At 72.9% G+C, this 22,853-nt stretch carries 18 protein-coding genes; 7 read left to right on the top strand and 11 right to left on the bottom strand.

The window, feature by feature from the left end; all coding sequences use genetic code 11:
• Positions 1-9: 9 nt before the first annotated feature.
• The 4 genes from ACWEF2_RS25725 to ACWEF2_RS25740 all read right to left on the bottom strand — a co-directional run bounded on the left by ACWEF2_RS25725 (position 10) and on the right by ACWEF2_RS25740 (position 5,847).
• On the bottom strand, positions 10-552 hold the full coding sequence (locus tag ACWEF2_RS25725; protein WP_453818906.1) for an FxsA family protein: 543 nt from the start codon (positions 550-552) through the stop codon (positions 10-12).
• 72 nt (positions 553-624) lie between these two features.
• Complete coding sequence (locus tag ACWEF2_RS25730; protein ID WP_453818907.1) at positions 625-1,368, bottom strand: polyprenol monophosphomannose synthase; 744 nt, start codon at positions 1,366-1,368, stop codon at positions 625-627.
• Positions 1,368-3,014: an apolipoprotein N-acyltransferase gene (lnt, locus tag ACWEF2_RS25735; protein WP_453818908.1), complete on the bottom strand. Its 1,647-nt coding sequence runs from the start codon at positions 3,012-3,014 to the stop codon at positions 1,368-1,370. The genes ACWEF2_RS25730 and lnt overlap by 1 nt, the downstream gene beginning before the upstream one ends.
• A 532-nt stretch (positions 3,015-3,546) precedes the next feature.
• Positions 3,547-5,847: a HelD family protein gene (locus ACWEF2_RS25740; RefSeq protein WP_453818924.1), complete on the bottom strand. Its 2,301-nt coding sequence runs from the start codon at positions 5,845-5,847 to the stop codon at positions 3,547-3,549.
• Between the two features lie 225 nt (positions 5,848-6,072).
• Here ACWEF2_RS25740 and ACWEF2_RS25745 point away from each other — a divergent pair, with 225 nt between their 5' ends.
• Positions 6,073-7,269: an ROK family transcriptional regulator gene (locus ACWEF2_RS25745; RefSeq protein ID WP_453818909.1), complete on the top strand. Its 1,197-nt coding sequence runs from the start codon at positions 6,073-6,075 to the stop codon at positions 7,267-7,269.
• Between the two features lie 78 nt (positions 7,270-7,347).
• Here ACWEF2_RS25745 and ACWEF2_RS25750 read toward each other — a convergent pair whose 3' ends face one another.
• Entirely contained in the window at positions 7,348-7,869 is a 522-nt protein-coding gene (locus tag ACWEF2_RS25750; protein ID WP_453818925.1) for an Lrp/AsnC family transcriptional regulator, read from the bottom strand.
• Between the two features lie 103 nt (positions 7,870-7,972).
• Between ACWEF2_RS25750 and ACWEF2_RS25755 the strand changes: the two genes are divergently transcribed.
• The 3 genes from ACWEF2_RS25755 to ACWEF2_RS25765 all read left to right on the top strand — a co-directional run bounded on the left by ACWEF2_RS25755 (position 7,973) and on the right by ACWEF2_RS25765 (position 11,274).
• Positions 7,973-8,965, top strand: coding sequence for a pirin family protein (locus tag ACWEF2_RS25755; protein WP_453818910.1), 993 nt, complete (start codon positions 7,973-7,975; stop codon positions 8,963-8,965).
• A 73-nt stretch (positions 8,966-9,038) separates the two neighbouring features.
• Complete coding sequence (locus ACWEF2_RS25760; RefSeq protein WP_453818911.1) at positions 9,039-10,451, top strand: dihydrolipoyl dehydrogenase family protein; 1,413 nt, start codon at positions 9,039-9,041, stop codon at positions 10,449-10,451.
• Between the two features lie 133 nt (positions 10,452-10,584).
• Entirely contained in the window at positions 10,585-11,274 is a 690-nt protein-coding gene (locus ACWEF2_RS25765) for a hypothetical protein (protein WP_453818912.1), read from the top strand.
• Between the two features lie 159 nt (positions 11,275-11,433).
• Here the strand turns inward: ACWEF2_RS25765 and ACWEF2_RS25770 are convergent, their stop codons facing one another.
• Together ACWEF2_RS25770 and ACWEF2_RS25775 are read right to left on the bottom strand one after the other, a co-directional pair.
• Positions 11,434-12,576: an acyl-CoA dehydrogenase family protein gene (locus ACWEF2_RS25770; protein WP_453818913.1), complete on the bottom strand. Its 1,143-nt coding sequence runs from the start codon at positions 12,574-12,576 to the stop codon at positions 11,434-11,436.
• A gap of 100 nt (positions 12,577-12,676) precedes the next feature.
• Positions 12,677-13,786: a M24 family metallopeptidase gene (locus tag ACWEF2_RS25775; RefSeq protein WP_453818914.1), complete on the bottom strand. Its 1,110-nt coding sequence runs from the start codon at positions 13,784-13,786 to the stop codon at positions 12,677-12,679.
• A 232-nt stretch (positions 13,787-14,018) separates the two neighbouring features.
• Here ACWEF2_RS25775 and ACWEF2_RS25780 point away from each other — a divergent pair, with 232 nt between their 5' ends.
• From ACWEF2_RS25780 to ACWEF2_RS25790, 3 genes are read left to right on the top strand one after another with little or no spacing between them, the layout of a single operon-like run.
• Positions 14,019-15,251, top strand: coding sequence for a PP2C family protein-serine/threonine phosphatase (locus ACWEF2_RS25780; protein WP_453818915.1), 1,233 nt, complete (start codon positions 14,019-14,021; stop codon positions 15,249-15,251).
• A gap of 8 nt (positions 15,252-15,259) precedes the next feature.
• Positions 15,260-16,201 (top strand): 5'-3' exonuclease, encoded by a 942-nt coding sequence (locus ACWEF2_RS25785; protein ID WP_453818916.1) that lies wholly within the window; start codon positions 15,260-15,262, stop codon positions 16,199-16,201.
• Positions 16,202-16,238: 37 nt separating this feature from the next.
• Complete coding sequence (locus ACWEF2_RS25790; protein WP_453818926.1) at positions 16,239-17,666, top strand: RNB domain-containing ribonuclease; 1,428 nt, start codon at positions 16,239-16,241, stop codon at positions 17,664-17,666.
• A gap of 154 nt (positions 17,667-17,820) precedes the next feature.
• On the opposite strand, the gene ACWEF2_RS25795 is transcribed toward ACWEF2_RS25790, so the two are convergent.
• The 4 genes from ACWEF2_RS25795 to tatC all read right to left on the bottom strand — a co-directional run bounded on the left by ACWEF2_RS25795 (position 17,821) and on the right by tatC (position 22,834).
• Positions 17,821-17,988: a hypothetical protein gene (locus ACWEF2_RS25795; RefSeq protein ID WP_355599592.1), complete on the bottom strand. Its 168-nt coding sequence runs from the start codon at positions 17,986-17,988 to the stop codon at positions 17,821-17,823.
• 150 nt (positions 17,989-18,138) lie between these two features.
• Positions 18,139-20,868, bottom strand: coding sequence for a DEAD/DEAH box helicase (locus ACWEF2_RS25800; RefSeq protein ID WP_453818917.1), 2,730 nt, complete (start codon positions 20,866-20,868; stop codon positions 18,139-18,141).
• 154 nt (positions 20,869-21,022) lie between these two features.
• Complete coding sequence (locus tag ACWEF2_RS25805) at positions 21,023-21,907, bottom strand: YegS/Rv2252/BmrU family lipid kinase (protein WP_453818927.1); 885 nt, start codon at positions 21,905-21,907, stop codon at positions 21,023-21,025.
• A 27-nt stretch (positions 21,908-21,934) separates the two neighbouring features.
• Positions 21,935-22,834: a twin-arginine translocase subunit TatC gene (tatC, locus tag ACWEF2_RS25810; protein WP_453818918.1), complete on the bottom strand. Its 900-nt coding sequence runs from the start codon at positions 22,832-22,834 to the stop codon at positions 21,935-21,937.
• Between the last annotated feature and the right edge of the window lie 19 nt (positions 22,835-22,853).

Genomic DNA, 22,853 nt, shown 5'->3' on the forward strand with positions numbered 1-22,853 from the left:
CTGTGGGCCTCAGCGGTCGGTGATGCCGCGTCCGGAGTCGCGGACGGCCGGGCCGCCCGGCTCGTCCCTGACGACCTCGCCGTGGATGACGGGGCCCGAACCCCGGCCGCGCGTCGCGTCGAAGAGATCGAAGGGCGGGCCCGCCTCGCCGAACGGCGAGCCCACGCCCGGCCCCGCCTCGGCGAGTCTGCGGATCCGGCGGGCGAGGAGCGCCGCACCGAGTCCACGGACCAGCGGCCGGGTGAGGGGCAGGACGCAGAGCAGCCCGAGGAGGTCGGTGACGAAGCCCGGCGCGATCAGGAGCATGCCGCCCGCGACGGCCACCGCGCCATTGGCGAGGTCGTGCTCGGGCATCCGGCCGCTCCGCAGGGCCTCCTGCAGGTTCCGCAGGGCCTTGCGGCCCTCCCTGCGGATGATCCAGACGCCCAGCAGGGCGGCGGCGAGCAGCAGGGCGGCGGTGGGCCCGCCGCCGATGGCCTGGCCGACCTGGATCAGCGTCCAGATCTCCAGGACCGGGATCCCCAGGAGGATCAGGAACAGCACAAGGCGCATCTTTTCCTCAACTCACGCGACAGCCCTACGACAGTGACAACGCCCTCGGGCGGCGGCGCGTTCCGCGTTCGCTCAGCGTGGACGGCGCAGGCGCCCGGGCAGGCCGGAGACACCCCACACGGTGACCCGCCACAGCGCCTCGGCCACGATGCCCCGGCTCATCTTGCTGGCCCCGACGGTGCGCTCCACGAACGTGATGGGCACCTCGGCGACGCGCAGGTGGTGGCGGACGGTGCGCAGGGTCAGGTCCACCTGGAAGCAGTAGCCCTGCGACTCCACGTCGTCCAGGCCGATCTTCCGCAGGGTGGAGGCGCGGTAGGCGCGGAACCCGGCAGTGGCGTCGCGGACCGGGACGCCGAGCATCATCCTGGTGTAGACGTTCGCGCCGCGGGAGAGGAACTCCCTGGAGGCGGGCCAGTTGACGACCTTGCCACCGGGCACCCAGCGTGACCCGATCACCAGGTCGGCCCCGTCCGCGAGCGCCTCCAGCAGCTTGGGGAGCTCCTCGGGCCGGTGGGAGCCGTCGGCGTCCATCTCCACGAGGACGTCGAAGCCCTCGTTCAGACCCCAGCGGAAGCCCGCGAGGTAGGCGGCGCCCAGCCCCTGCTTGCCCGGACGGTGCAGCACGTGGACGTGGTCGTCGGATCCGGCCAGCGTGTCGGCGACCGCACCGGTGCCGTCGGGGCTGTCGTCGTCGGCGATCAGCAGGTGGGCCTCGGGCACCGCGGCGCGGACCCGCTCGGTGATCATCGGCAGGTTGTCCCGCTCGTTGTAGGTCGGGACGATGACGAGCACCCGGCCGAGCATCCGCTCCATCACGCCTCTCCCACCTGCCGCCTGTCCTCCTGACCCGGGAAGTGGGCCGGGGGGCGCGTCCGGCGCCACCGGCCCATGGCCAGCGCGCCCGTACCCACAAGTACCATGGCCCACTCTGGCAGCGCGCCCACGCGGGTGGCGACCGTTACGGAGGTTCTGATCGGAACGGTCAGCACGTTCGCTGCGGGGATCAGCTCGCCGGTCCGCCAGGCGATCGTGCCGTCGGGGGTCACGTAGGCGGATATACCCGTGATCGCGGCGGTGATCACCGCGCGGTTGTGCTCGACGGCGCGCAGCTGGGACATGGCGAGCTGCTGGGCGGGCAGGTTGGTCAGCGCGTAGGTGGCGTTGTTGGTCTGCACCACCAGCGGGCTGGCGCCGGTGGCCGCGGTCCCGCGCACGACGCCGTCGAAGGCCACCTCGTAGCAGTTGATCGCGCCGATGGTCACCGGGCCCAGCCTCAGGTCGCCGTCGCGGGTGCCGGGCACCGACTGCCTGCCGACCAGACCGGCCCGGTCGAACAGCGCCAGCACGAGATCCTTCAGCGGGGTGTACTCGCCGAACGGGACGAGCTTCTGCTTGTCGTAGTAGGCGCCGGGGCCGCTGACCGGGTCCCAGACCAGGCTGCGGGTCGCCCGGTTGGCCTCGCCGACGCCGACCACGGCGCCGACCAGGACGGGCACCCCGATGTCCTTGACCGCCTCGTCGATCGCCCGATAGGCGAGGTCGCTGCGGTAGGGGTCGATGTCGGTGGAGTTCTCCGGCAGCACGACCAGGTCCGGCCTGGGCGTCCTGCCCTCCCGTACGGCCCGCGCCATCTCGTGCAGCATGCGGGTGTGGTTGCCGAGGACCACGGCCGGCGAGTCCCCCAGGGGGTTCATGCCCCGCCCGGGGACGTTGCCCTGGATGACGCCGACGGTCACGACCCCGCCCTCGTCACCGGGCCGGGGGACGGCGAACGCGGCTGCCGGGACCGCCAGCGCCCCGGCGAGCGGCAGAACGAGTGCCCGGGTGAGCGGCGGGTTCCGGGAGGACCGCGGGGACCCGGGTGCGAGCCTCAGCGCCGCCAGCGCGATCAGGCCGCCGCACAGGGCCACCGCGAAGCTCACCAGCGGCGCCCCGCCCAGGGCCGCGTAGGGGGTGAAGACCGACTCCCCCTGGCTGAAGGCCACCCTCGCCCAGGGGAATCCGCCGAACGGGAAGGCCCCCCGGGCCCACTCCATGGCCACCCAGAGCGCGGCGCTCCACAACGGCCACAGGGGCAGCGTGGAGGTGAGGGCGGACCCGGCGGCCCAGGCCGCGTAGAACAGGCTCTCCAGGGCCACCAGGCCCAGCCAGGCGTCCATTCCGATCGGGCTGACCCAGTGCAGCGCGGGCAGCAGGAAGGCGAGGCCCGCCAGGAAGCCCAGCCACAGGGCGCGCGGAAGGCGCACACCGCGCACCGACAGGACGAGGAGCGCCATGGCCGGCGGCGCCAGGAACCAGAACCCGAGGGGCGGGAAGGCGAGGAAGAGCAGCAGGCCGCCGGCGACGACGCCCGCGATCCCGGCCGCGGGGATCCGCCGCCGGAGGTGGGGGCGCCCGCCCGGCGGGCCGCCCGCCGCCACCGCCTCCGGCGCCGGGGCGGCCGTCTTCTCCTGCGCCACGGGCGGGGCTCCTCGGGATGTCGTGGGGGGTCGTGGGGACGGATTACGCGGCCCTGACCTGTCTTTCCCCCGAACGGTACCGCCCGGCCGCCACACGCCCAAAGCGGGGGATCACCGGGCTCGGGCACGGCAACGGGGTGACCCTCGTTTGAGGATCACCCCGACGCTTGCGGCGCTCGCACGGGAGCGGGAAGAGGGCCCGGACGACCCTTCGGACCGGTTCCGTCCCGTCGGCGGCGAGCGCGGATTGCCGTTGTCTACTGGGTGTCCGGGCCCCTCCTGGGTCCAACCCCCCGCCCGGATGGGGTGCCCCGCCTCGACGGAACGGCGGCCCTGCGCCTGGCTGTACGGACGGGGTGACCCCCGTCACGGGCGCAGGAACCGACGATGTCGAAAGGCGGCCAACCGGCCAGTCCCGTGCTGGACTGGGCAGCAAACTACCGACCCCAGCGCAGATGTCAACCCTGTCCCCAACTGCGGAAACATCAAGTTTTCGCAGCTGGGACATGATCGACGAGAGCCGTCAATGGTCTCATGTGATCCGATGTCGCTCAAGTCGAGCGAGCGCCTCGGGCAGCGGGCCGCTGTGGACGACGCCAAGACGCTGCGTCGCCCGGGTCATCGCGACGTAAAGGTCGCTGGCCCCTCGGGGGGACTCCCGCAGGATCAGCTCGGGCTCCACCACGACGACCGCGTCGAACTCCAGCCCCTTGGCCTCCGCGACGGTCAGGACCGCGACCGGGGCGTCCAGGGCCCCGGCCCCGGGCCCGGCGACCGCCCCCTCGACGGACCGGGTCACGACCTCCCCCAGCTCCCTCACCCCGGACTCGGGGACGATCACGACCAGGCGTCCGCCCTCGACGATCTCGCTCTTGATCACCTCGGGCAGCGACTCCAGCGGGGACGCCGCCCAGGGACGCGCGTCCGTCTCACGGACCGAGGTGGGCGCGACCAGGCCCGGGCCGATCAGGGGAAGCACGTCGGCGGCCACGGCCATCAGCTCGGCCGGGGTGCGGTAGTTGACGCTGAGGTGCTCCTCTCGCCAGCGCCCGGCCGCGTACGGGTCGAGCATCCGGGCCCAGGAGCGCACCCCCGAGGAGGATCCGGTCTGCGCGAGGTCGCCGACGATCGTCATCGACCTGCTCGGGCAGCGCCGCATCACCATCCGCCAGTCCATCGGCGACAGCTCCTGCGCCTCGTCCACGATGATGTGGCCGAAGGCCCAGGTACGGTCGGCCGCGGCCCGCTCCGCGGTGGTCAGGTACACCTCGTCGTTCAGGTGCCTGGCGGCGAACCTCTCGGCGTCCATGATCTCCGACAGCCCGGTCAGCTCCAGCACCTCCTTGGCGTAGTTCAGCTGGTGCTGCCGTTCGTCGAGCGCGGCGGCGCGCGCCGCGGCCTGCTCCTCCTCGGCGACCCACGCGCCGGCCCGCAGCACCGCCGGGTCGATGTCGCCGAGCAGCTCGGCGGCCTCGTCCAGCAGCGGCACGTCGGACGCGGCCCACCAGCCGTCCCCCTTGCGCGGCGGCTCGCGCAGCAGCAGCCCGCGTTCGGCCTCGGTGAGGTCGGCCGCGGCGTAGTCCAGCCGTTCACGGGAGGTGAACAGCCCGATGAGGAGCTGCTGCGGGGTGGTGTAGGGCCACAACCTGTTCAGCGCGGCCTTGACGGGCCGCTCGGTGCGCAGGTCCTCGCGGATGTCGGCCAGCTCGTCGTCGCTGATCGTCCCCTTCCCGAGCTCCCTGGCGGCCTGCCGGGCGAGCACGTTGAGCAGGTGGCGGACGAAGATCCCGCGCGCCTCGTTGTGCGGCCGCCTGGAGCGGGCCGCCCGGTTGCGCGCGGCCTCCAGCACGGGGCCGTCGAGCCTGAGGGTGTGGCGGTCGAGACGGATCTCCACCGGCCTGCGCGGCACCCGCTGCCGCTCCCTTACGGCGCGCGCCACCACCTGGGCCATCCGCCCCTCGCCCTTGAGCGCGGCGACCTCGGGACGCTCCCTGACCGTGGCGGTGACCCCGGGATAGAGCTCGGCGACGGTGGACAGCAGCACGTCGGTCTCGCCCAGGGAGGGCAACACCTGCTCGATGTAGCGCAGGAAGGTCAGGTTGGGGCCGAGGATGAGCACCCCCCTGCGGGCCAGCCTGTCACGGTGGGTGTAGAGCAGGTAGGCCGCCCGGTGCAGGGCCACCACGGTCTTGCCGGTGCCGGGGCCGCCCTGCACCACCAGCACGCCGCTGAGATCGGAGCGGATGATCCGGTCCTGCTCGGACTGGATGGTGGCCACGATGTCGCGCATGCGCCCGGTGCGCCTGGCCGCGATGGAGGCCAGCAGCGCGGCCTCGCCGTTGAGAGTGGCCGCGTCCTCCTCGGTGAGGCTGTCGAGGTCGAGCAGGTCGTCGTCGATCCCGATCACCCTGCGGCCCTTGGTCTGCAGGTGGCGGCGGCGGGTGACCCCCATCGAGGCCGCGGGGGTGGCACCGTAGAACGGCTGGGCCACCGGGGCCCGCCAGTCGATCAGCAGCCGCCGCTGTTCGTCGTCCGCCAGGCCGATGCGGCCTATGTAGAGGGAGGTCTGGTCGGCGTTGTCGAGCCGTCCGAAGCAAAGACCGTTCTCGACCGCCCAGAGGCGGCCCAGGCGCTCGGCGTACATCCCGGCGAAGGTGTCCCGCTCGGAGCGGTTCTGGTGCGTGCCGCCGCTCCCGCCCTGGGCCAGCACGCCGTCCAGCTGACGCTGAGTGCGCTCGCGCAACAGGTCGAGCCGCTGGTAGAGGCCGGAGACGTACTCCTGCTCCTTGGCGAGCTCGATTTGACGGGTCGCCGTCGCTCCATTATCGTTGATAGTAATGGGATACTCCGGGCCATTGGGCTAGTTGTTGTGACAAACCATCACCCTAGCAGGTCCGTTGAGATGTTCCCCCATCAGGCCGTCATCACAGGTTGATTGCGGCACCCTCCGCGTGCTTGACCGAGTTCACCGGGTCTCCTTACCGTCGCTTCACGTTAGGAAGGTTTCCTAACTCCGCCGGATGGGCGGTACCGCGACACACACGGACATGGAGGACCGGTGACCCAGCCGACCCCGGGCACCCCCGGCCTGCTGCGGGCGATCAACGATCGCGCCGCCCTGCAGGCACTCCTGGAGCGCGGGCCGCTGACCCGGCCGGAGATCGGCGCGATCACCGGCCTGTCCAAGCCCACCGCCTCCCAGTTGCTCGCCCGGCTGCGGGGGGCGGGGCTGGTCGTGCTGAACGGCGTCCGCGAGGGGCTGCCCGGCCGGGCCGCCGAGGTCTACCGACTCAACCCCGCCGCCGCGTACGTGGCCGCGCTGGACGTCACCCCCGCGCACATCGACGCCAGGGTCGCCGACATCACCGGCACGGTGGTCGGCGAGTACCGGCTGCCCACCCCGGGCCGCTCCGCGGGCAACGTGGTGGAAAGGGTCCGCACCGCGCTTGAGGGGGCCCGGGCCCCGGCCGGCCTGCGGCGCGTGGTCATCGGCGTGCCGGGCGCGGTCGACCCCGGCACCGGCCGGCTCGGCTACGCCACCGGCGGGAGCACTCCCGGCTGGCACATCCCCGACCTGGTCGCGACCCTCGGCGGAGGGCTCGGCGTCCAGGTCGCCGTGGAGAACGACGTCAACCTCGTCGCCCAGGCCGAGAAGGCGCACGGCGCGGGCCGCGGGCACCGCGACTTCGTGCTGCTCAGGGCCGACGAGAACCTCGGCTCGGCGCTGGTGCTGGGCGGCCGGCTGCACCGGGGCGCCACCGGCGGCGCCGGTGAGGTCGGCTACCTGCCCGCCCCCGGCGCGCCGGTCGCCCGCGAGCCCGGACACCTCGCCGCCCACGGCTACCAGGCCCTCACCGGCGGACCCGCCGTACTCAGGATCCTCAGATCGTACGGCGTGCGCGGCGCCACCTTCGCGCAGGCCGTACGGAACGCCGTGCGGGTCTCGGAGGGCGGCGGCAAGCGCGCGGGCGACGCCCGCGCCGGGCTGCGCGACGTGGCCGCCAGGCTGGCGGTCGGCCTGGCCTCGATCACCTCCGTCGTCGACCCGGAGCTCATCGTGCTGACCGGCGGAACCCCCCTGGCCGGCGGCGAGACCCTGCGCGAGCTCGTCGAGCGGGAGCTCCACGCGCTGACCGTCCCCCGGCCCCCGCTGCTGCTGTCCGCCGTCGAGGGCAACCCGGTCCTCATCGGCGCGCTCGACCTCGCCCTCGCCGCCGCCCGTGACGAGGTCTTCGGCTCCCCCCTCCCCGCCTGACCCCTCCCCCACCGGCGAGGTGGCGGGATACCCGGCCGCCGGGTGTCCCGGGGGAGACGCGCGGACGAGCCGGAGGCGTCAGGCCTGCTCGGCGGAGGTGTCGTCGTCCGCGCCCAGGATCTCGGGGGCACGGTGCTCGTACGGCGTGCTGAGCACGACGGTGGTACGGGTCGAGACGTTGGCCGAGGTGCGGATCTGGTTGAGCAGCTCCTCCAGCCCGAGCGGCGAGGAGACGCGGACCTTGAGGATGTAGCTCTCGTCGCCGGCCACGCTGTGGCACGCCTCGATGGCACCCAGGTGGGACAACCGGTCGGGGGCGTCGTCGGCGGCGGCCGGGTCGATGGGCTTGATCGACACGAACGCGGTGAGGGGGAGCCCGACCTCGTTGTAGTCCACAAGCGCCGCGTACCCCCGCACGACCCCGCGCTTCTCCAGCCGCCGCACCCGCTGGTGCACCGCCGACACCGACAGCCCGGTCTCCCTGGCGAGGTCGGTGAAACTCATCCGGCCGTCCCCGGCCAGCAACGTCACGATCCGGCGGTCGATCTCCTCCACCCGGTCAACGGTAACGGCACCCGGCGTGCCCCGGCACCGCCCCATGGTCACGGCATGGTCCCAACCCCGCCCGGCGCACCTCACCGGGACGGGTACTCCGCGGAGGCCGCGGGACGGCCGGGGCGGGCGGCCGTCGTACAGTCTGCGGATGAGCAACCTGGAGCGGAACCCGCGGGAGGCGGAGTGCGGCGGCCTCTCGGACGTCGCCACGGAACCGGTGAACGAGCTGCTGGCAGGCCGCGACGTGGTGCTGGGCGGCCCGAGGGGGATGAAGGTCACCCGGACCCTGCCGAACCGGGAGATCCGGATGGTGGGCGCGTGGTGCTTCGTGGACCACTACGGCCCGGAGGCGGCGACCATGCGGGTGCCCCCGCATCCGCACAGCGGTCTCCAGACGGTCAGCTGGCTGGTGGAGGGCGAGGTGCTGCACCGCGACAGCCTCGGCAGCGAGCAGCCGATCAGGCCCGGACAGCTCAACCTCATGACCTCGGGCCGTGCCGTCTCCCACGCGGAGGAGTCGCCCCCCGGCGCCGAACTGCACGGGGTGCAGCTCTGGGTGGCGCTGCCCGACACCCACCGGTGGATGGAGCCGCACTTCGCGCACCATCCGGCGCTGCCGTCACTGACCGGCCCCGGCTTCACCGCGACCGTGCTCGTGGGCGAGCTCGGCGGCGCGGTGTCGCCCGCCAGGACCTACAGCCCCCTCGTCGGCGCCGAGGTGTCCCTGGAGGCGGGGGCCGAGGCGCGGATCCCGCTGCGCCCGGACTTCGAGTACGCGGCGCTGACCCTGTCCGGCGCGGCACAGGTCGACGGGACCGGCCTCGCGCCCGGCCCCCTGCTGTATCTCGGCACCGGCCGGTCGGGCCTCGTCCTGCGTGCCGGAGGGCCAGCGCGCGTGCTGCTCCTGGGCGGCGAGCCGTTCGAGGAGCGGATCGTGATGTGGTGGAACTTCGTGGGCCGCGATCACGACGAGATCGTGGAGTTCCGGCGGGAGTGGACGGCGGGCGGGGGGTTCGGCACGGTGCCGGGCCCCGTGGGCGCCCCGCTGCCCGCGCCGGAACTGCCCGGGGTCCCGCTGAAGGCTCGCGGGCGTCGCCGTGAGACGCCCGGCCGGATCCCCCCGCGCCGCCGGCGGGGATGAAAGGCTGGTGCGCCCGGGACCGTCCCGCCGAGACCGGCGGCCGGCCCGTTCGCTCTGGGAGGTAGAGGCAATCGTGTCCGACGAGTTCGACGTGATCGTGATAGGCGCCGGTCCCGCCGGGGAGAACGTCGCGGCCCGCGTGGCCCGAGGGGGGCTGAGCGTCGCGGTGGTGGAGGAGAACCTGGTGGGCGGGGAGTGCTCCTACTGGGCGTGCATCCCCAGCAAGGCCCTGCTCCGCCCGGTGGAGCTCACCGCCGAGGTCGGCCGGGTGCCCGGCCTGGAACCGGGGCCGATCGACGTCGCCGCCGTACTCGCCCGGCGCGACGAGGCCGTGTCGCACCTGGACGACGGCGGGCAGGTGGAGTGGGTCGAGAACCTGCCCGCGACGTTCGTGCGGGGCCGGGGCAGGCTGCGGGGCACCAGGCGGGTCGAGGTGGCCGCCCCGGGCGGCTCCGTCCGCCCGCTGCGCGCCCGGCACGCCGTCGTGCTGGCCACCGGCAGCCGCCCGGTGATCCCGCCGATCCCCGGGCTGGCCGAGTCCTCGCCGTGGACGAGTCACGAGGCGACGGCCGTCCGGGCCGTCCCGCGGCGGCTGGCCGTGCTGGGCGGGGGCGTGGTGGCCTGCGAGATGGCGCAGGCGTTGCACGGGCTCGGCGCCGGGGAGACGACGCTTCTGGTGCGGGGTGACTCGCTGCTCGGCCGGATGGAGCCGTTCGCCGGGGAGCTCGTGGCGGCCTCGCTCGCCGCCGGCGGCGTCGAGGTGCGCGCCGGCGCCCGGGTGGTCCGGGTGGAGCGGCCCGAGGCCGGCGGCACGGTCACAGTGCACCTGGCCGAGGGGTCACGGGTGGAGGCCGACGAGCTGCTGGTGGCCACCGGCCGCCGGGCCTCGACGGCGGACCTCGGCCTGGACACCGCGGGTCTGCCGGACACGGGCCCGGTGGAGGTCGACGACAGCATGCTCGCGACCGACGCCGACGGCGGCTGGCTGTACGCCGTGGGCGACGTCAACGGCCGCAACCTGCTCACCCACATGGGCAAGTACCAGGCGCGGGTGTGCGGCGACGTCATCGTGGCACGGGCGCGGGGGGAGCGCGACGACCTGCCGGCGCTGCGCGACGCGGCGGACGGGTACGGCGCCCCCCAGGTGATCTTCACCGACCCGCAGGTCTGCGCCGTCGGGCGCACCGAGGCCGTCGCCAGGGCCGAGGGGTTCGACGTGCGCGCGGTCGAGTACGACCTGGGCGCGGTCTCCGGCGCCTACCTGCTGGGCGACGGGTACCGGGGCAGGGCCAAGGCCGTCGTGGACGAGCGGCGGCGCGTCCTGCTCGGCGTGACCTTCGCCGGCCAGGGGGTGGCCGAGCTGCTGCACTCGGCGACGGTCGCGGTCACCGCCGAGGTGACACTCGACCGGCTCTGGCACGCCGTCCCCGCCTTCCCCACGGTCAGCGAGGTCTGGCTGCGCCTGCTGGAGGAGTACGGGCTCTGACCGGTCCGGCGGGGTCGGTACCAGACGGCGGAAACCGATTTTTTGCCTCTTTTGTCATATTTTCGACTCCATGGGGCACCAATGTGAAGAAACGCATTGGGCAGGCCGACTCCCACCACGGTTAGGGGGCGAAATGGCGGCCATGGACAGGGGCATGCGCCGTAACCGGCGCGAGACACACTGGCAGGTCGACTTCCAGGCACTGGACAGGCGGGAATGCCTCATCATCGACTGGATGCTCGCCGGGCTCGGACTGGGCATGGTCCTGGGCCTGGTGGGCGAGTCGCTTGCCGAGGTGCTGCCCGCGGGCATCGCCGTGATCTACGACCCGTACGCCTACGGGCTGCTGGTCCTCGTCATGACGCGCGCCGCGGCGAGCGCGGCCTGGGCCGCGCTGAACGGCCTGCTGACCGCCGCGGGGCTGATGGCCGGCCACATGGTCGCCCACGCGCTCAACCACGACGCGACCCTGCTCAGCAAGCCCGACGAGAGCTGGCAGGCCGCCCTGAGCATCACGGTGATCGGCTTCGGCGCGCTCGGCTACCTCAGCCGGCGGCGCGACCTGGCCGGCGACGTGGCCGTGGGACTGGTCGGCGGCCTGATGTTCACCGAGGGCGCCCGGGACATCCAGCAGGCGGCCTCCCTGCCCCACGGCGGGGTGCAGCCCGGCGGACCGTGGATCCTCTCCGCCCTGGTGGTCATGGGCCTGTCGTTCCCGCTCCTGCTCCGCCCGACGACCTCGGCCCGGCTGCGCACCATGATCATCACCCTCACCTGCGCCGCCGTCTTCACCGTGCTCTCCCTGCTGCGCCTGCTGTGGTGACCTCACCGTGATCGCGGAGCCCCGCCGGCGCCGGGCGGCGGGGCGCCCTCCGGGCGGACCGGCACGCGGCCTCCGGGCCGGCGCACAGGCCCCGCGGGCGGGCGCGCGGACCCAGGGATGAGCGCATGGACCCGACGCCGCCCGTGTCCCCGGCCGCCCCTAACGGGTCAGCGATCGGCCGATCACCAGGCGCTGCACCTGGTTGGTGCCCTCGACGATCTGCAGGACCTTGGCCTCCCGCATGTAGCGCTCGACCGGGAAGTCCTCCACGTAGCCGTAGCCGCCGAAGACCTGGACGGCGTCGGTGGTGACCCTCATGCACATGTCCGTGGCGAACAGCTTGGCCATCGCGGCCCGCGTGCCGTACGGCCGGCCCGCGTCGCGCAGGCGGGCGGCCTCCAGGTAGAGGGCGCGCGCGGCGGCGATCTGGGTGGCCATGTCGGCGAGCATGAAGCCGATCCCCTGGAAGTCGGCGATCCGCGAGCCGAACTGACGGCGCTCCCCCGCGTAGGCGACGGCCGCGTCGCAGGCGGCCTGGGCCAGGCCGACGGCACAGGCGGCGATGCCGAGCCTGCCGCCGTCCAAGGCCGCCATGGCGATGCGGAAACCCTCGCCCTCCGCGCCCAGCAGCGCGTCCGGCGGGAGCCGCAGCCCGTCGAAGCGGACCTGGGCGGTCGGCGAGGACCGCATGCCCATCTTCCGCTCGGGCTCGCCGAACGACAGGCCGCCGGTCCCGGCGGGTACGTGGAAGCAGGAGACTCCGCGCCCTCCGCCGGGGGCGGTCCGGGCCAGCAGGGTGTAGAAGTCGGCGACGCCGGCGTGGGTGATCCACGCCTTGACGCCGTCCACGGCGTAGCCACCGTCGTCGGGGACCGCCCGGGTGGTCAGGGCGGCGGCGTCGGATCCCGAGTGGGGCTCCGACAGGCAGTAGGCGCCCAGCGACTCGCCGCCGAGCATGTCCGGCAGCAGCGCGGCACGCTGCGCGGCGGTGCCGTGGGCGGCGACCGGGAAGCAGGACAGGGTGTGCACCGACAGGCCGAGCCCGACCGCCAGCCAGCCGGCCGCGAGCTCCTCGATCACCTGGAGATAGACCTCGTACGGCTGCGCCGCGCCGCCGTGCTCCTCGGGATAGGGCAGGCCGAGCAGCCCCGCCCCGCCCAGGGTGGCGAACACCTCGCGGGGAAAGCGCCCGGCGGCCTCGTCGGCCGACGCCCGGGGCGCGACCTCCTTGCCGATCAGGTCGCGGACCAGCTCCAGCAGGTCGTGGGCCTCGGGGGTCGGCAGTACTCGCTCAACGGTCATATCCGCACACTCCAGGTCACGGCGCGAACGACAACGGGGCAGCCGGGATCACCGGCCACCCCGATTGTGGCACTTGTTACACGATGACGAGTTCGCGCGATTATCCGACCACAAGCTCGCGAGGCCGGTGGTTGACCCGCTCGCCGCCCTCCTCGGTGCAGACCAGGATGTCCTCGATGCGGGCACCGTGGGCCCCCGGCAGGTAGATCCCCGGCTCGATGGAGAACGCGTGGCCCGGCGCCAGCGGCTCGGCGTTGCCCGCGACGATGTAGGGCTCCTCGTGGGTCTCCAGGCCGATGCCGTGACCGGTGCGGTGGATGAAGTACTCCCCGTAGCCCTCGGCGGCGATCACGTCGCGCGCGGCGGCGTCGACCGACTCGCACGAAACGCCCGGCCGTACGGCGTCGCAGGCGGCCTCCTGGGCGCGCTGGAGCACGTCGTAGTACTTCGCGAAAGCGGCCGGGGGCTCCCCGAGGCAGTAGACCCGGGTGGAGTCCGAGCAGTAGCCGCTGGGCATCTGGCCGCCGATGTCGACCACGACGGGCTCACCCGGCTGGATGACCCGGTCGGACAGTTCGTGGTGGGGGCTGGCGCCGTTGGGCCCGGAGGCGACGATGACGAAGTCGACGACCGCGTGCCCGGCCTCGATGATCGCCTCGGCGATGTCCCGGCCGACCTCGCGCTCGGTCCTGCCGGCCCGCAGGAAGCCGGGCACCTGCGCGTGCACGGCGTCGATCGCCGCCCCGGCCTCGTGGAGGGCGGCCACCTCGGCCGGGCTCTTGCGCATGCGCAGATCCCGCAGCACGGTCCCGGCCAGCACCTGCTCGGCGCCGGGCAGCGCGTCGCGGAAGCGCAGCGACTGCAGGGCCCACATGCGGTCGGCCAGGCCCACCCGGGCGACGCCGCCCAGACGCGCGGCGACGGCCGCGTAGGGGTCGTCGGTCTCCTCCCAGGGCACGAACTCGATGCCGAGCCTGGACGCCGGGGAGTGCTCGGCGGCGGGCAGTTCCAGCCGCGGCACGGTAAGAAAGGCCTCACCCTTGACGGGCAGCACCAGGCAGGTGAGCCGCTCCAGCGGCAACGCCTCGTAGCCGGTCACATAGCGAAGGTCGGGCCCGGGCGTGAGCAGCAGCGCGTCGAGCCCGGCGACGGCCGCCGCCTCACGGGCCGCGGCCAGGCGGGTGATGGGATACAGATCAGAGGACTCCATTGTCACATCAACCAATGTAATCCGGGATACATCACGACCGTACCCGGTGCCGGGGGTGGCCGGGGAAAGTCCGGGAAAAGCCGCCAGGTCCGCGGCACCATCACTACAATCCGTTGAAGGACGATCACATTTTGTCGGCAGGATGTCCGCAGGTCCCCACATTTCGAGAGCGAGCTACATGGTCGGCGTAGTGGGCGGCCACCAGCCACCCCTCCACCCACGAAACGACCTCGTGACCGGTTCCGCCCCGCTGACCGCCGCAGAGATGGTGCAGCGGTTACGCGGAGAGCTGGGCGAGCACATGGCCGTGGAACAACAACTTCTCACCGCGCGACTGGCCCACGCCGAACGACTGGGCAACCTGGGCTGGGTCGAGTGGAACCTCCAGACCGGGGAGTCCACCTGGTCCGACCACGCCTACGTCATCTTCGGCCGCGACCCCGGCGCTGGCCCGATCCACCTGCGCGACCTGGTCGGCCAGGTCGAGCCCGCGGACCGGGCGGCCCTCGACGCGCTGCTGCGGGCGGTGGTGAACCTGGCCGAGCCGGGGCAGGCCGAGTTCCGCATCCGCCGCCGGGGGGAGGTCCGGAACCTGTGCGTGGTCCTCGACCTCGTCACGGCCGAGGGGCGCACCGCCGTTCACGGTGTGATCCAGGACGTCACCGGCCGCCGCCGAGCCGAGCAGGTCATGCTGGGGTCCCGGCGCCGGCTCCTGGAGGTCCGCGAACGGGCCGCCCGGGAGCGGCGGGTCAACACGGCCCTGCGTGAGGCGATCATGCCCGGCCTCGGGTCGGCCGCCGAGCCGCCCGGCACCCGGATCGGGGTCCGTTACATCCCGGCGGGGGTGAAGGACGGTCTCGGCGGCGACTGGTACGATGCCGTCCCCCTGCCCGACGGCCGGGTGCTGCTGACCATCGGCGACGTGTCGGGCCACGGCCTGCCGGCGATCGCCCGGATGGCCCGGCTCCGGCACGCGCTGATCGGCCTGTCGATGACCGGCGAACCCGCCGACCGGCTGCTGACCTGGCTCAACGACCTGGTAATGCACCGGATGGAGGAGACCACCGCGACCGCGGTGATCGGCCACCTGGACCCGGCCACCGGCGTGTTCGCCTGGAGCCAGGCGGGGCACCCCGCGCCGATCCTCATCCGTGACGGGGTGGCCGCCCAGCTCGATCCGCCCGCCGGGGTCCTGCTGGGCGCCACCCTGACCGAGCCGTACGAGCCGGCCGGGGTGAGACTGCTCCCGGGCGACCTGCTGCTTCTCTTCACCGACGGCCTGGTCGAGCGGCGCGACCGCGACATCGACGAGGGTCTCGCGCTGATCCTGGCGGCGGCGGCCGGCCTCTTCCGCGGTGTCTCGGACGCCGAACTGGCCACCGGGCTTGACCGGCTGATCGAGTCGGTCGGCGGCCCCAACCCCGAAGACGACACCTGCGTGCTGGTGATCGGGGTGCTTGGTTGATTGGTTAAATGGTCGTCATGCCCGGGCTGATGCTTCTCGACACCCCGTCCCTGTACTTCCGCGCCTTCTACGGGGTGCCGGAGTCGGTGACCGCCCCCGACGGCATGCCCGTCAACGCGATCCGCGGCCTCATCGACATGATCGCCATGCTGGTCCGGGAGCACTCCCCCGGCGAGTTGGCCGCCTGCATGGACGCCGACTGGCGGCCCGCCTTCCGGGTGGCGGCGATCCCGGCCTACAAGGCCCACCGGGTCGCCCCCGGCGGCGGCGAGGAGATCCCCGGCACGCTCGCCCCGCAGGTGCCGGTGATCGAGCGGGTTCTCGACGCGGCGGGCATCGCCCGCGTCGGCGTGCCCGGTTACGAGGCCGACGACGTGATGGGCACGCTGGCCGTCCGGGCCCGGGGCCCGGTGGACATCGTCACCGGCGACCGGGACATGTTCCAGCTCGTCGACGACACCCGGCCGATCAGGGTCCTCTACACCGCGAAGGGCGTCAAGAACCTCCAGGTCGTCGACGAGGCCGCCGTGTCCGCCAGGTACGGCGTGCCCGGCCGCCGCTACGCCGACTTCGCCACCCTGCGCGGCGACCCCAGCGACGGCCTGCCCGGCGTGCCGGGGGTCGGCGACAAGACCGCGGCCGACCTGATCAGCCGGTTCGGCACACTGGAGGCCCTCATCGGAGCCCTGGACGGCGGTGAGGGCGGTGACGGCCTCACCGCCGCCCGGCGGGCCAGGCTGAGCGCGGCCCGCGACTACCTGCGGGTCGCTCCGGCGGTGGTCCAGGTCGTCCGCGACGTGCCCCTCCCCGACCTGGACCTCACCCTGCCCCTCAGGCCTCGCGACCCGGAGGCGCTCGACGCCCTGGCCGGGCGCTACGGCCTGAACGGTCCCCTGAGCCGCCTGTCGGAGGTCCTGTCCGAGGCCCCGTCGGGGGCGTCCGGGGGCTGAGGCCGCCCACGCGGCACGGAGCGGTAGGTTGACCCCCGTGCCGCACAAGAGCATCCGGGTGCCCGGAGAGTCCCATCCACGACTCCGTGACGGTTTCGACCGGATCCGCCGGGAGGTGAAGCTGCCGGAGGGGTTCCCCCGGGCCGTGACCGAGGAGGCGGAATGGGTCGCCGAGGTGCCCGCGCTGCCCGAACTGGACCGCACCGACCTGCCGCTCATCACCGTCGACCCGCCGGGATCCATGGACCTGGACCAGGCCGTGCACCTGGAGGAGCGTCCCGGCGGCTACCGCGTCTGGTACGCCATCGCCGACGTCGCCGCGTTCGTACGGCCCGGCGGGGCGATCGACACCGAGGCCCGCAGCCGGGGCGAGACCGTCTACATGCCCGACGGGCGGGTGCCCCTGCATCCGGCGATCCTGTCGGAGGGCGCGGCCAGCCTGCTGCCCGGCGCCATCCGGCCGGCCGTCCTGTGGTGCGTCGACCTGGACGCCGACGGGCGGACGGTGGGCGCCGACGTGACCAGGGCGCTGGTGCGCAGCCGCGAACGGCTCGACTACGACTATGTCCAGGCCTCGGTGGACACCGGCACCGCCGACGGCACGCTGCGGCTGCTGGCCGAGATCGGCCGGCTCCGTCTGGAGCTGGAGCGGGCCAGGGGCGGTGTCACGCTGCCCACACCCGAGCAGGAGGTCGTCCCCGACGGAGAGGGCTACCGGGTGGAGTTGCGCGCCCCGCTGGACGCCGAGGCGTGGAACGCGCAGATCTCACTGCTGACCGGGATGGCCGCCGCCTCGATGATGCTGGACGCCGAGATCGGCCTGTTGCGGGTGCTGCCGCCCGCCCCCGCCGAGCGGATCGCCCAGGTCCGCCGGGTGGCCGCCGCGCTCGGCGTGCCGTGGCCGGAGGGCGCGGCCTACGGCGACGTCGTCCACGCCCTCGACCCCAAGCTCCCCGAGCAGGCCGCGTTCCTGGCGGAGTCGACGGTACTGCTGCGCGGGGCCGGGTACGTGGCCTTCAACGGCGAGCCCCCCGTCCATGCCGGGCACGCGGCGGTGGCCGCGCCGTACGCTCACGTGACCGCGCCGCTGCGCCGCCTCATCGACCGCTACGCCACCGAGATCTGCCTGTCCGTCGCGGCGGGTGAGCCGGTGCCCGAGGAGATCCAGCGGGCCATGGGCGAGCTGCCGGGCATCATGCACGTGACCGGGCGGCGGGCGGGAGCGGTCGAGCGGGCGTGCGTGGACCTGGTGGAGGCGTTCGTGCTGCGCGAGCGCGTGGGCCAGACGTTCGACGCGGTGGTGATCGAGGTGGACGACGGCCGTCCGTGGGGCCAGGTGCAGATCGGCGACCCCGCGGTGGTGGCCCGCTGCGACGGTGAGCGGCTTCCGCTGGGCGAGACGGTCCGGGTACGGCTGACGCGTGCCGACCCGGCCACCAGAGAGGTCCGTTTCAGCCTGGCCTGACGGGGAGGTGCCGGGCTCCCGACAGAGGCGCGCCGGCTGCTCGGCACAGGCCGCGGGACCACCCGGGTCACTCGAATTCCCGGAGCGCCGAAACCCCGGGACCACCGGCGCCGCGCCCGGGGGCCGGACGCGGCCCCGGGAGCCGCGGGAGCGGTCAGCGCTTCAGGCTCCAGCCCGCGCCGACACCCAGCAGGTGCAGTGCGACGCAGATCAGCCCGGCGAGGACGAGCGTGGTGACGGTCACGATGGTGCCGACGGCCACGCCGGCGAGCTGGAAGATCAGAGCGAGGGCGAACAGCAGCGCGGCGATGAGGGCGAACATGCCTACCTCCGTGTACGGGGGACTCAACGGGGTCCGACATGGGGATTTCCAGTACTATCTCCCCAGAAACAACCCTGAAGGTGACGTTCTGCACGCCGGTCGTCACGAGGTATTGACCGGGCGGTCAGTTGGCCGCCCCACCGCCGCCTCTCAGGCCAGCGACGAGTAGGCCACCACCCCACGCCGCAGGGCGTCCATGGCCTTGCCCGCGCTCTGCCTCACCCTGCCGCCGGCCGGGGCTGCGTCGGAGATCTGGCCGAGCAGATCGAGCAGCTGCTTGACCCAGCGCACGAAGTCACCGGCGGCCAGCTCGGAGCCGTTGACCCCGTCGCCGAGCACGGCGTCCAGGTTGTGGCCCTTGGCCCAGCGGAAGGTCGCCCAGGCGAACCCGAAGTCGGGCTCCCTGATGAACGACAGACCGTGGTCGCTCTCGATGGACTCCAGCTCACCCCAGAGGCGAACCATCTCGCCAAGCGCCTTCTGCACGCCGCCGGCGGGGATCCTGGGCTGCCGGGCCTCGTCGGCCTGCCGGGACTCGAAGACCAGCGAGGAGACGGCGGCGGCCAGCTCGGCCGGATCGAGGTCGTCCCAGAGCCCCGCGCGCAGGCACTCGGCGGTGAGCAGGTCGAGTTCGGTGTAGAGCTGGGCCAGGCGGCGGCCCTCGGCGGTGACGGCCTCGCCGTCGAGGTAGCCGAGCTGGTCGAGCACCCCGCAGACCTTGTCGAAGGTGCGGGCGATCACGTGGGAGCGGCCCTCGACCCTGCGGCGCAGGCCCTCGGTCTCGCGCAGCAGCTTGTAGTAGCGCTCCGCCCAGCGGGCGTGGTCCTCGCGCTCGTCACAGCCGTGGCAGGGGTGCCGGCGGATCTCCCTGCGCAGGCGGATGATCTCGTCGTCCTCGACGGCGTGGTCGCGGGCCCTGTCCGGCTTTCCGAAGTCGCGGTCACCGATCTTGGCGTGCACGGAGGAGACCAGGTTGGCCCGCTCCTTCGGTGAGCGCGGGTTGAAGTTCTTCGGGATGCGCAGGTGCTCGACCGGCTCCACCGGGACCGGGAAGTCGGCCGGCGACAGCTTCTTGACCTGCTTGCCGATGGTGAGCACCAGCGGGGAGGGGCCCTCCCCCCGGGAGTTGAGGCCGGGGTCGAGGACGACCGCCAGCCCGGCCCTGCGGCCACCGGGAACGCGGATGATGTCGCCGGGCCTCAGCGCCTCCAGCGAGCGCAGCGACTGCGCCCTGCGGGCCGCGCCTCGCCGGCGTGACAGCTCGGCCTCCCGGTCGGACAGCGCCCTGCGCATCGCGGCGTACTCCTCGAAGTCCCCCAGGTGGCAGGTCATCGCCTCGCGATACCCCTGCAGGGCCTCCTCGTGCCGGCGCACCTGCTTGGCGATGCCGACCACGGCCCGGTCCGCCTGGAACTGCGCGAAAGAGGACTCCAGGAGCGTCCTGGCACGTTCCCTGCCAACCTGCCCGACCAGGTTGACCGCCATGTTGTAGGAGGGGCGGAAGCTGGAGCGCAGCGGGTAGGTGCGGGTGCTGGCCAGACCGGCGACCTGGAGCGGGTCCATACCCGGCTGCCACTGAACCACCGCGTGACCCTCGACGTCGATGCCGCGCCGCCCGGCCCTGCCGGTGAGCTGGGTGTACTCACCCGGGGTGAGGTCGGCGTGGGTCTCGCCGTTCCACTTGTCGAGTTTTTCGATCACCACGGAACGTGCGGGCATGTTGATGCCCAGCGCGAGGGTCTCGGTGGCGAACACGGCCTTCACCAGGTTACGGGTGAACAGCTCCTCCACGACCTCCTTGAAGGCCGGGAGCATGCCCGCGTGGTGGGCGGCCAGGCCGCGCTCCAGGGCGTCGCGCCATTCGAGGTAGCCGAGCACGGCCAAATCCTCGTCGGGCAGGTGCGCGGTCCGCTCGTCGACGATCTGCCGGATCTCGTGGCGCTCCGCGTCGGTGGTGAGCCGGATACCGGCGTGCAGACACTGCAGGACGGCCGCGTCACAGCCCGCCCGGGAGAAGATGAAGGTGATCGCGGGCAGCAGTCCCGCGGCGTCGAGGCGCTCGATGGCCTGGGCGCGGTCGGGCGGCCCGCCCCTGCGCGGCCGGGAGTAGCCTCGCCGGCCCTTGCCGTACGACTGGCGTTCCTCGTCCCTGGCCAGGCGGAGCAGGTTGGGGTTGACCAGTGGGCGCCGGCCGTCCTCGTCGGAGACGAACAGGTCGTAGAGACGGTGACCGACGAGCATGTGCTGCCAGAGCGGGACCGGGCGGTGCTCGTCCACGATGACACTGGTGTCGCCGCGGACCTCGCCCAGCCACTCGCCGAACTCCTCGGCGTTGCTGACCGTGGCCGACAACGCGGCCAGCCGCACGGACTCGGGCAGGTGGATGATCACCTCTTCCCAGACCGCGCCGCGGAACCGGTCCGCCAGGTAGTGCACCTCGTCCATCACCACGAAGCCGAGCCCGGCCAGGGTGGCGGAACCGGCGTAGAGCATGTTGCGCAGCACCTCGGTCGTCATGACGACGATCGGGGCCTCGCCGTTGACGCTGTTGTCCCCGGTGAGCAGGCCGACCTTGGCCGCGCCGTACCGTTTGACCAGGTCGTTGTACTTCTGGTTGGACAACGCCTTGATCGGGGTGGTGTAGAAGCACTTACGGCCCTCCTGCAGGGCCAGGTGCACCGCGAACTCACCCACCACGGTCTTACCCGACCCGGTGGGGGCCGCCACGAGCACCCCGTCGCCGGCCTCCAGGGCGCGGCAGGCGTCGAGCTGGAAGTCGTCCAGCTCGAAGTCGTACAGACCACGGAACGAGGTCAGCGCCGGCCCGCTGTCGGCCTGGCTCTGACGGAAGGCAGCGTAACGTTCCGCTGGGGTCGTCATGTCTCCAAGCCTACCGATATCGGGATTCCGGTCGGTCCGCCGTGGCTCAGGTCGGTGAGACGACCGGCCGGCCCCGTACCGGCCCGTGCCGCCGCCGGAGGAGGACCCTTTTCCGGCGGGAGACCCGTGGCCCGCCGGCGAGCGGATCCCCGGCCTAGCGCAGGACCCGCAGCGCGCCGGGGACGATCTCGCAGACGAGCGGGACGGGGCCGAGCCGCTCGCCGTCGGCGTAGGCGACCACCTCGGGGGCCTCCAGGGTGACCCTGTGGGCGCGCCTGACCGCGACGGAGGGGTGGGTGACGTGGGAGCCCCGGTAGACGCGGGGAAAGGTGCGCAGGAACGTCCGCTTGGGCACGGCGCCGAGGATCGTCACGTCCAGCAGGCCGTCGTCGGGAACGGCGTCCGGGCAGACCCGCATCCCCGCGCCATAGGAGGAGGTGTTGCCGACCGCGACCAGCATGGCCTCGCACTCGATCGTCTCGGGTCCGTCCGGCCCGTCCAGGCCGATCCGGAAGGGGATCGGCCTGAAGGAGCGCAGCTCCCCGGCCAGCGCGACGACGTATCTGGCCATGCCGGGCGGCCAGGTCATCCGGTTGGCCCGCTCGTTGACGCGGGAGTCGAACCCGCAGGCCACCACCCCGGCGAACCACGCGCCGCCGGCCTTCGCGGCGTCGATCACCCGCGTCTCGCCCCTGAGCACGACGTCGGCGGCGGCCGTCAGGTCGCCCTTCGGCAGGCCGAGCGCGGCGGCGATGTCGTTGCCGGTCCCCGCCGGAATGACCCCCAGCGGCACGCCGGTGCCGGCGACCGCCTGAAGGGCCAGGTGGACCAGGCCGTCGCCGCCGAAGGCCACCAGCGCGCCGGGGTTCCCGGCGACGGCCGTACGGGCGCGCTCAAGGGTCTCGGCTGCGGACCCCGCGACGATCACCGAGATCTCACGGCCGCCCCTCCGGAGCCTGCCGAGAACCGGGGCGAGCAGGGCGCGCGAACGGCCGCCACGGGCCGCGGGGTTGACGAGGACGACGATCTCTCCGGACACAGACCGGAACATACCGCCTATCTGACGCTATTTACCGGGGTCGTCACCCGTCGTGCCCGGATCGAGAGGGGAGTCGTCCTCCAGCAGGGGGGACGCCTCGTCGTCGGACAGGTGGGAGAAGTCCTCGTCCTTGGGCAGGCGTCTCTCGCGCAGATACATGAAGCCCTCGGCCAGGGCGAACAGGAGCACCATCGGCAGGGCCAGCGCGATCATCGTGAACGGGTCGCCACCCGGGGTGGCGACGGCGCCGAAGACGAACATGACGAAGATGACCATGCGGCGGTGCTTGGCCACCAGGGAGCGCGGCAGGACCCCGATGACGTTCAGGAAGACCATCAGCAGCGGCAGCTCGAACGAGATGCCGAACACGATGATCATGATCAGGACGTAGTCGAGGTACTCGTCGATGGTGAGACCGGTCAGCGTGCCGGGCGGGGCGAAGCCGAGCATGATCGACAGGCCGGTGGACATGACAACGTAGGCCAGGGCCGCGCCACCGAGGAACAGGGGGATGGCCAGCCCCATGAACATGACCGAGTAGCGCTTCTCGTTGCGGTACAGGCCCGGCGTGACGAAGGCCCAGAGCTGCCACAGCCAGATCGGCGAGGACGCCACCAGGCCGAACATGGCCGCGACCTTGAGGTTGACGAAGAAGGAGTTGAAGACCCCGAGGACCAGCATCGAGCACTCGCCCGGCCTCAGCTGCTGGGCCTGCGGCAGGGCGCAGTACGGCCTCTGCAGGAACGTCCAGATCGGATCGAAGTAGACGAACCCGATGACGATGCCGACGAGCAGACCGAGCAGGGCGATGACCAGGCGGTTGCGCAGCTCGCGGAGATGCTCCATGAGCGGCATGCGCCCCTCGGCCGCGTCGTCGGATGACCCCGGCCCGTTACGGCCCGGTCTGGGCCACTTCAGCAACGCCATTCACGAATCCCGGTCTGAC

It is taken from the genome of Streptosporangium sp. NPDC004631, assembly GCF_053601935.1.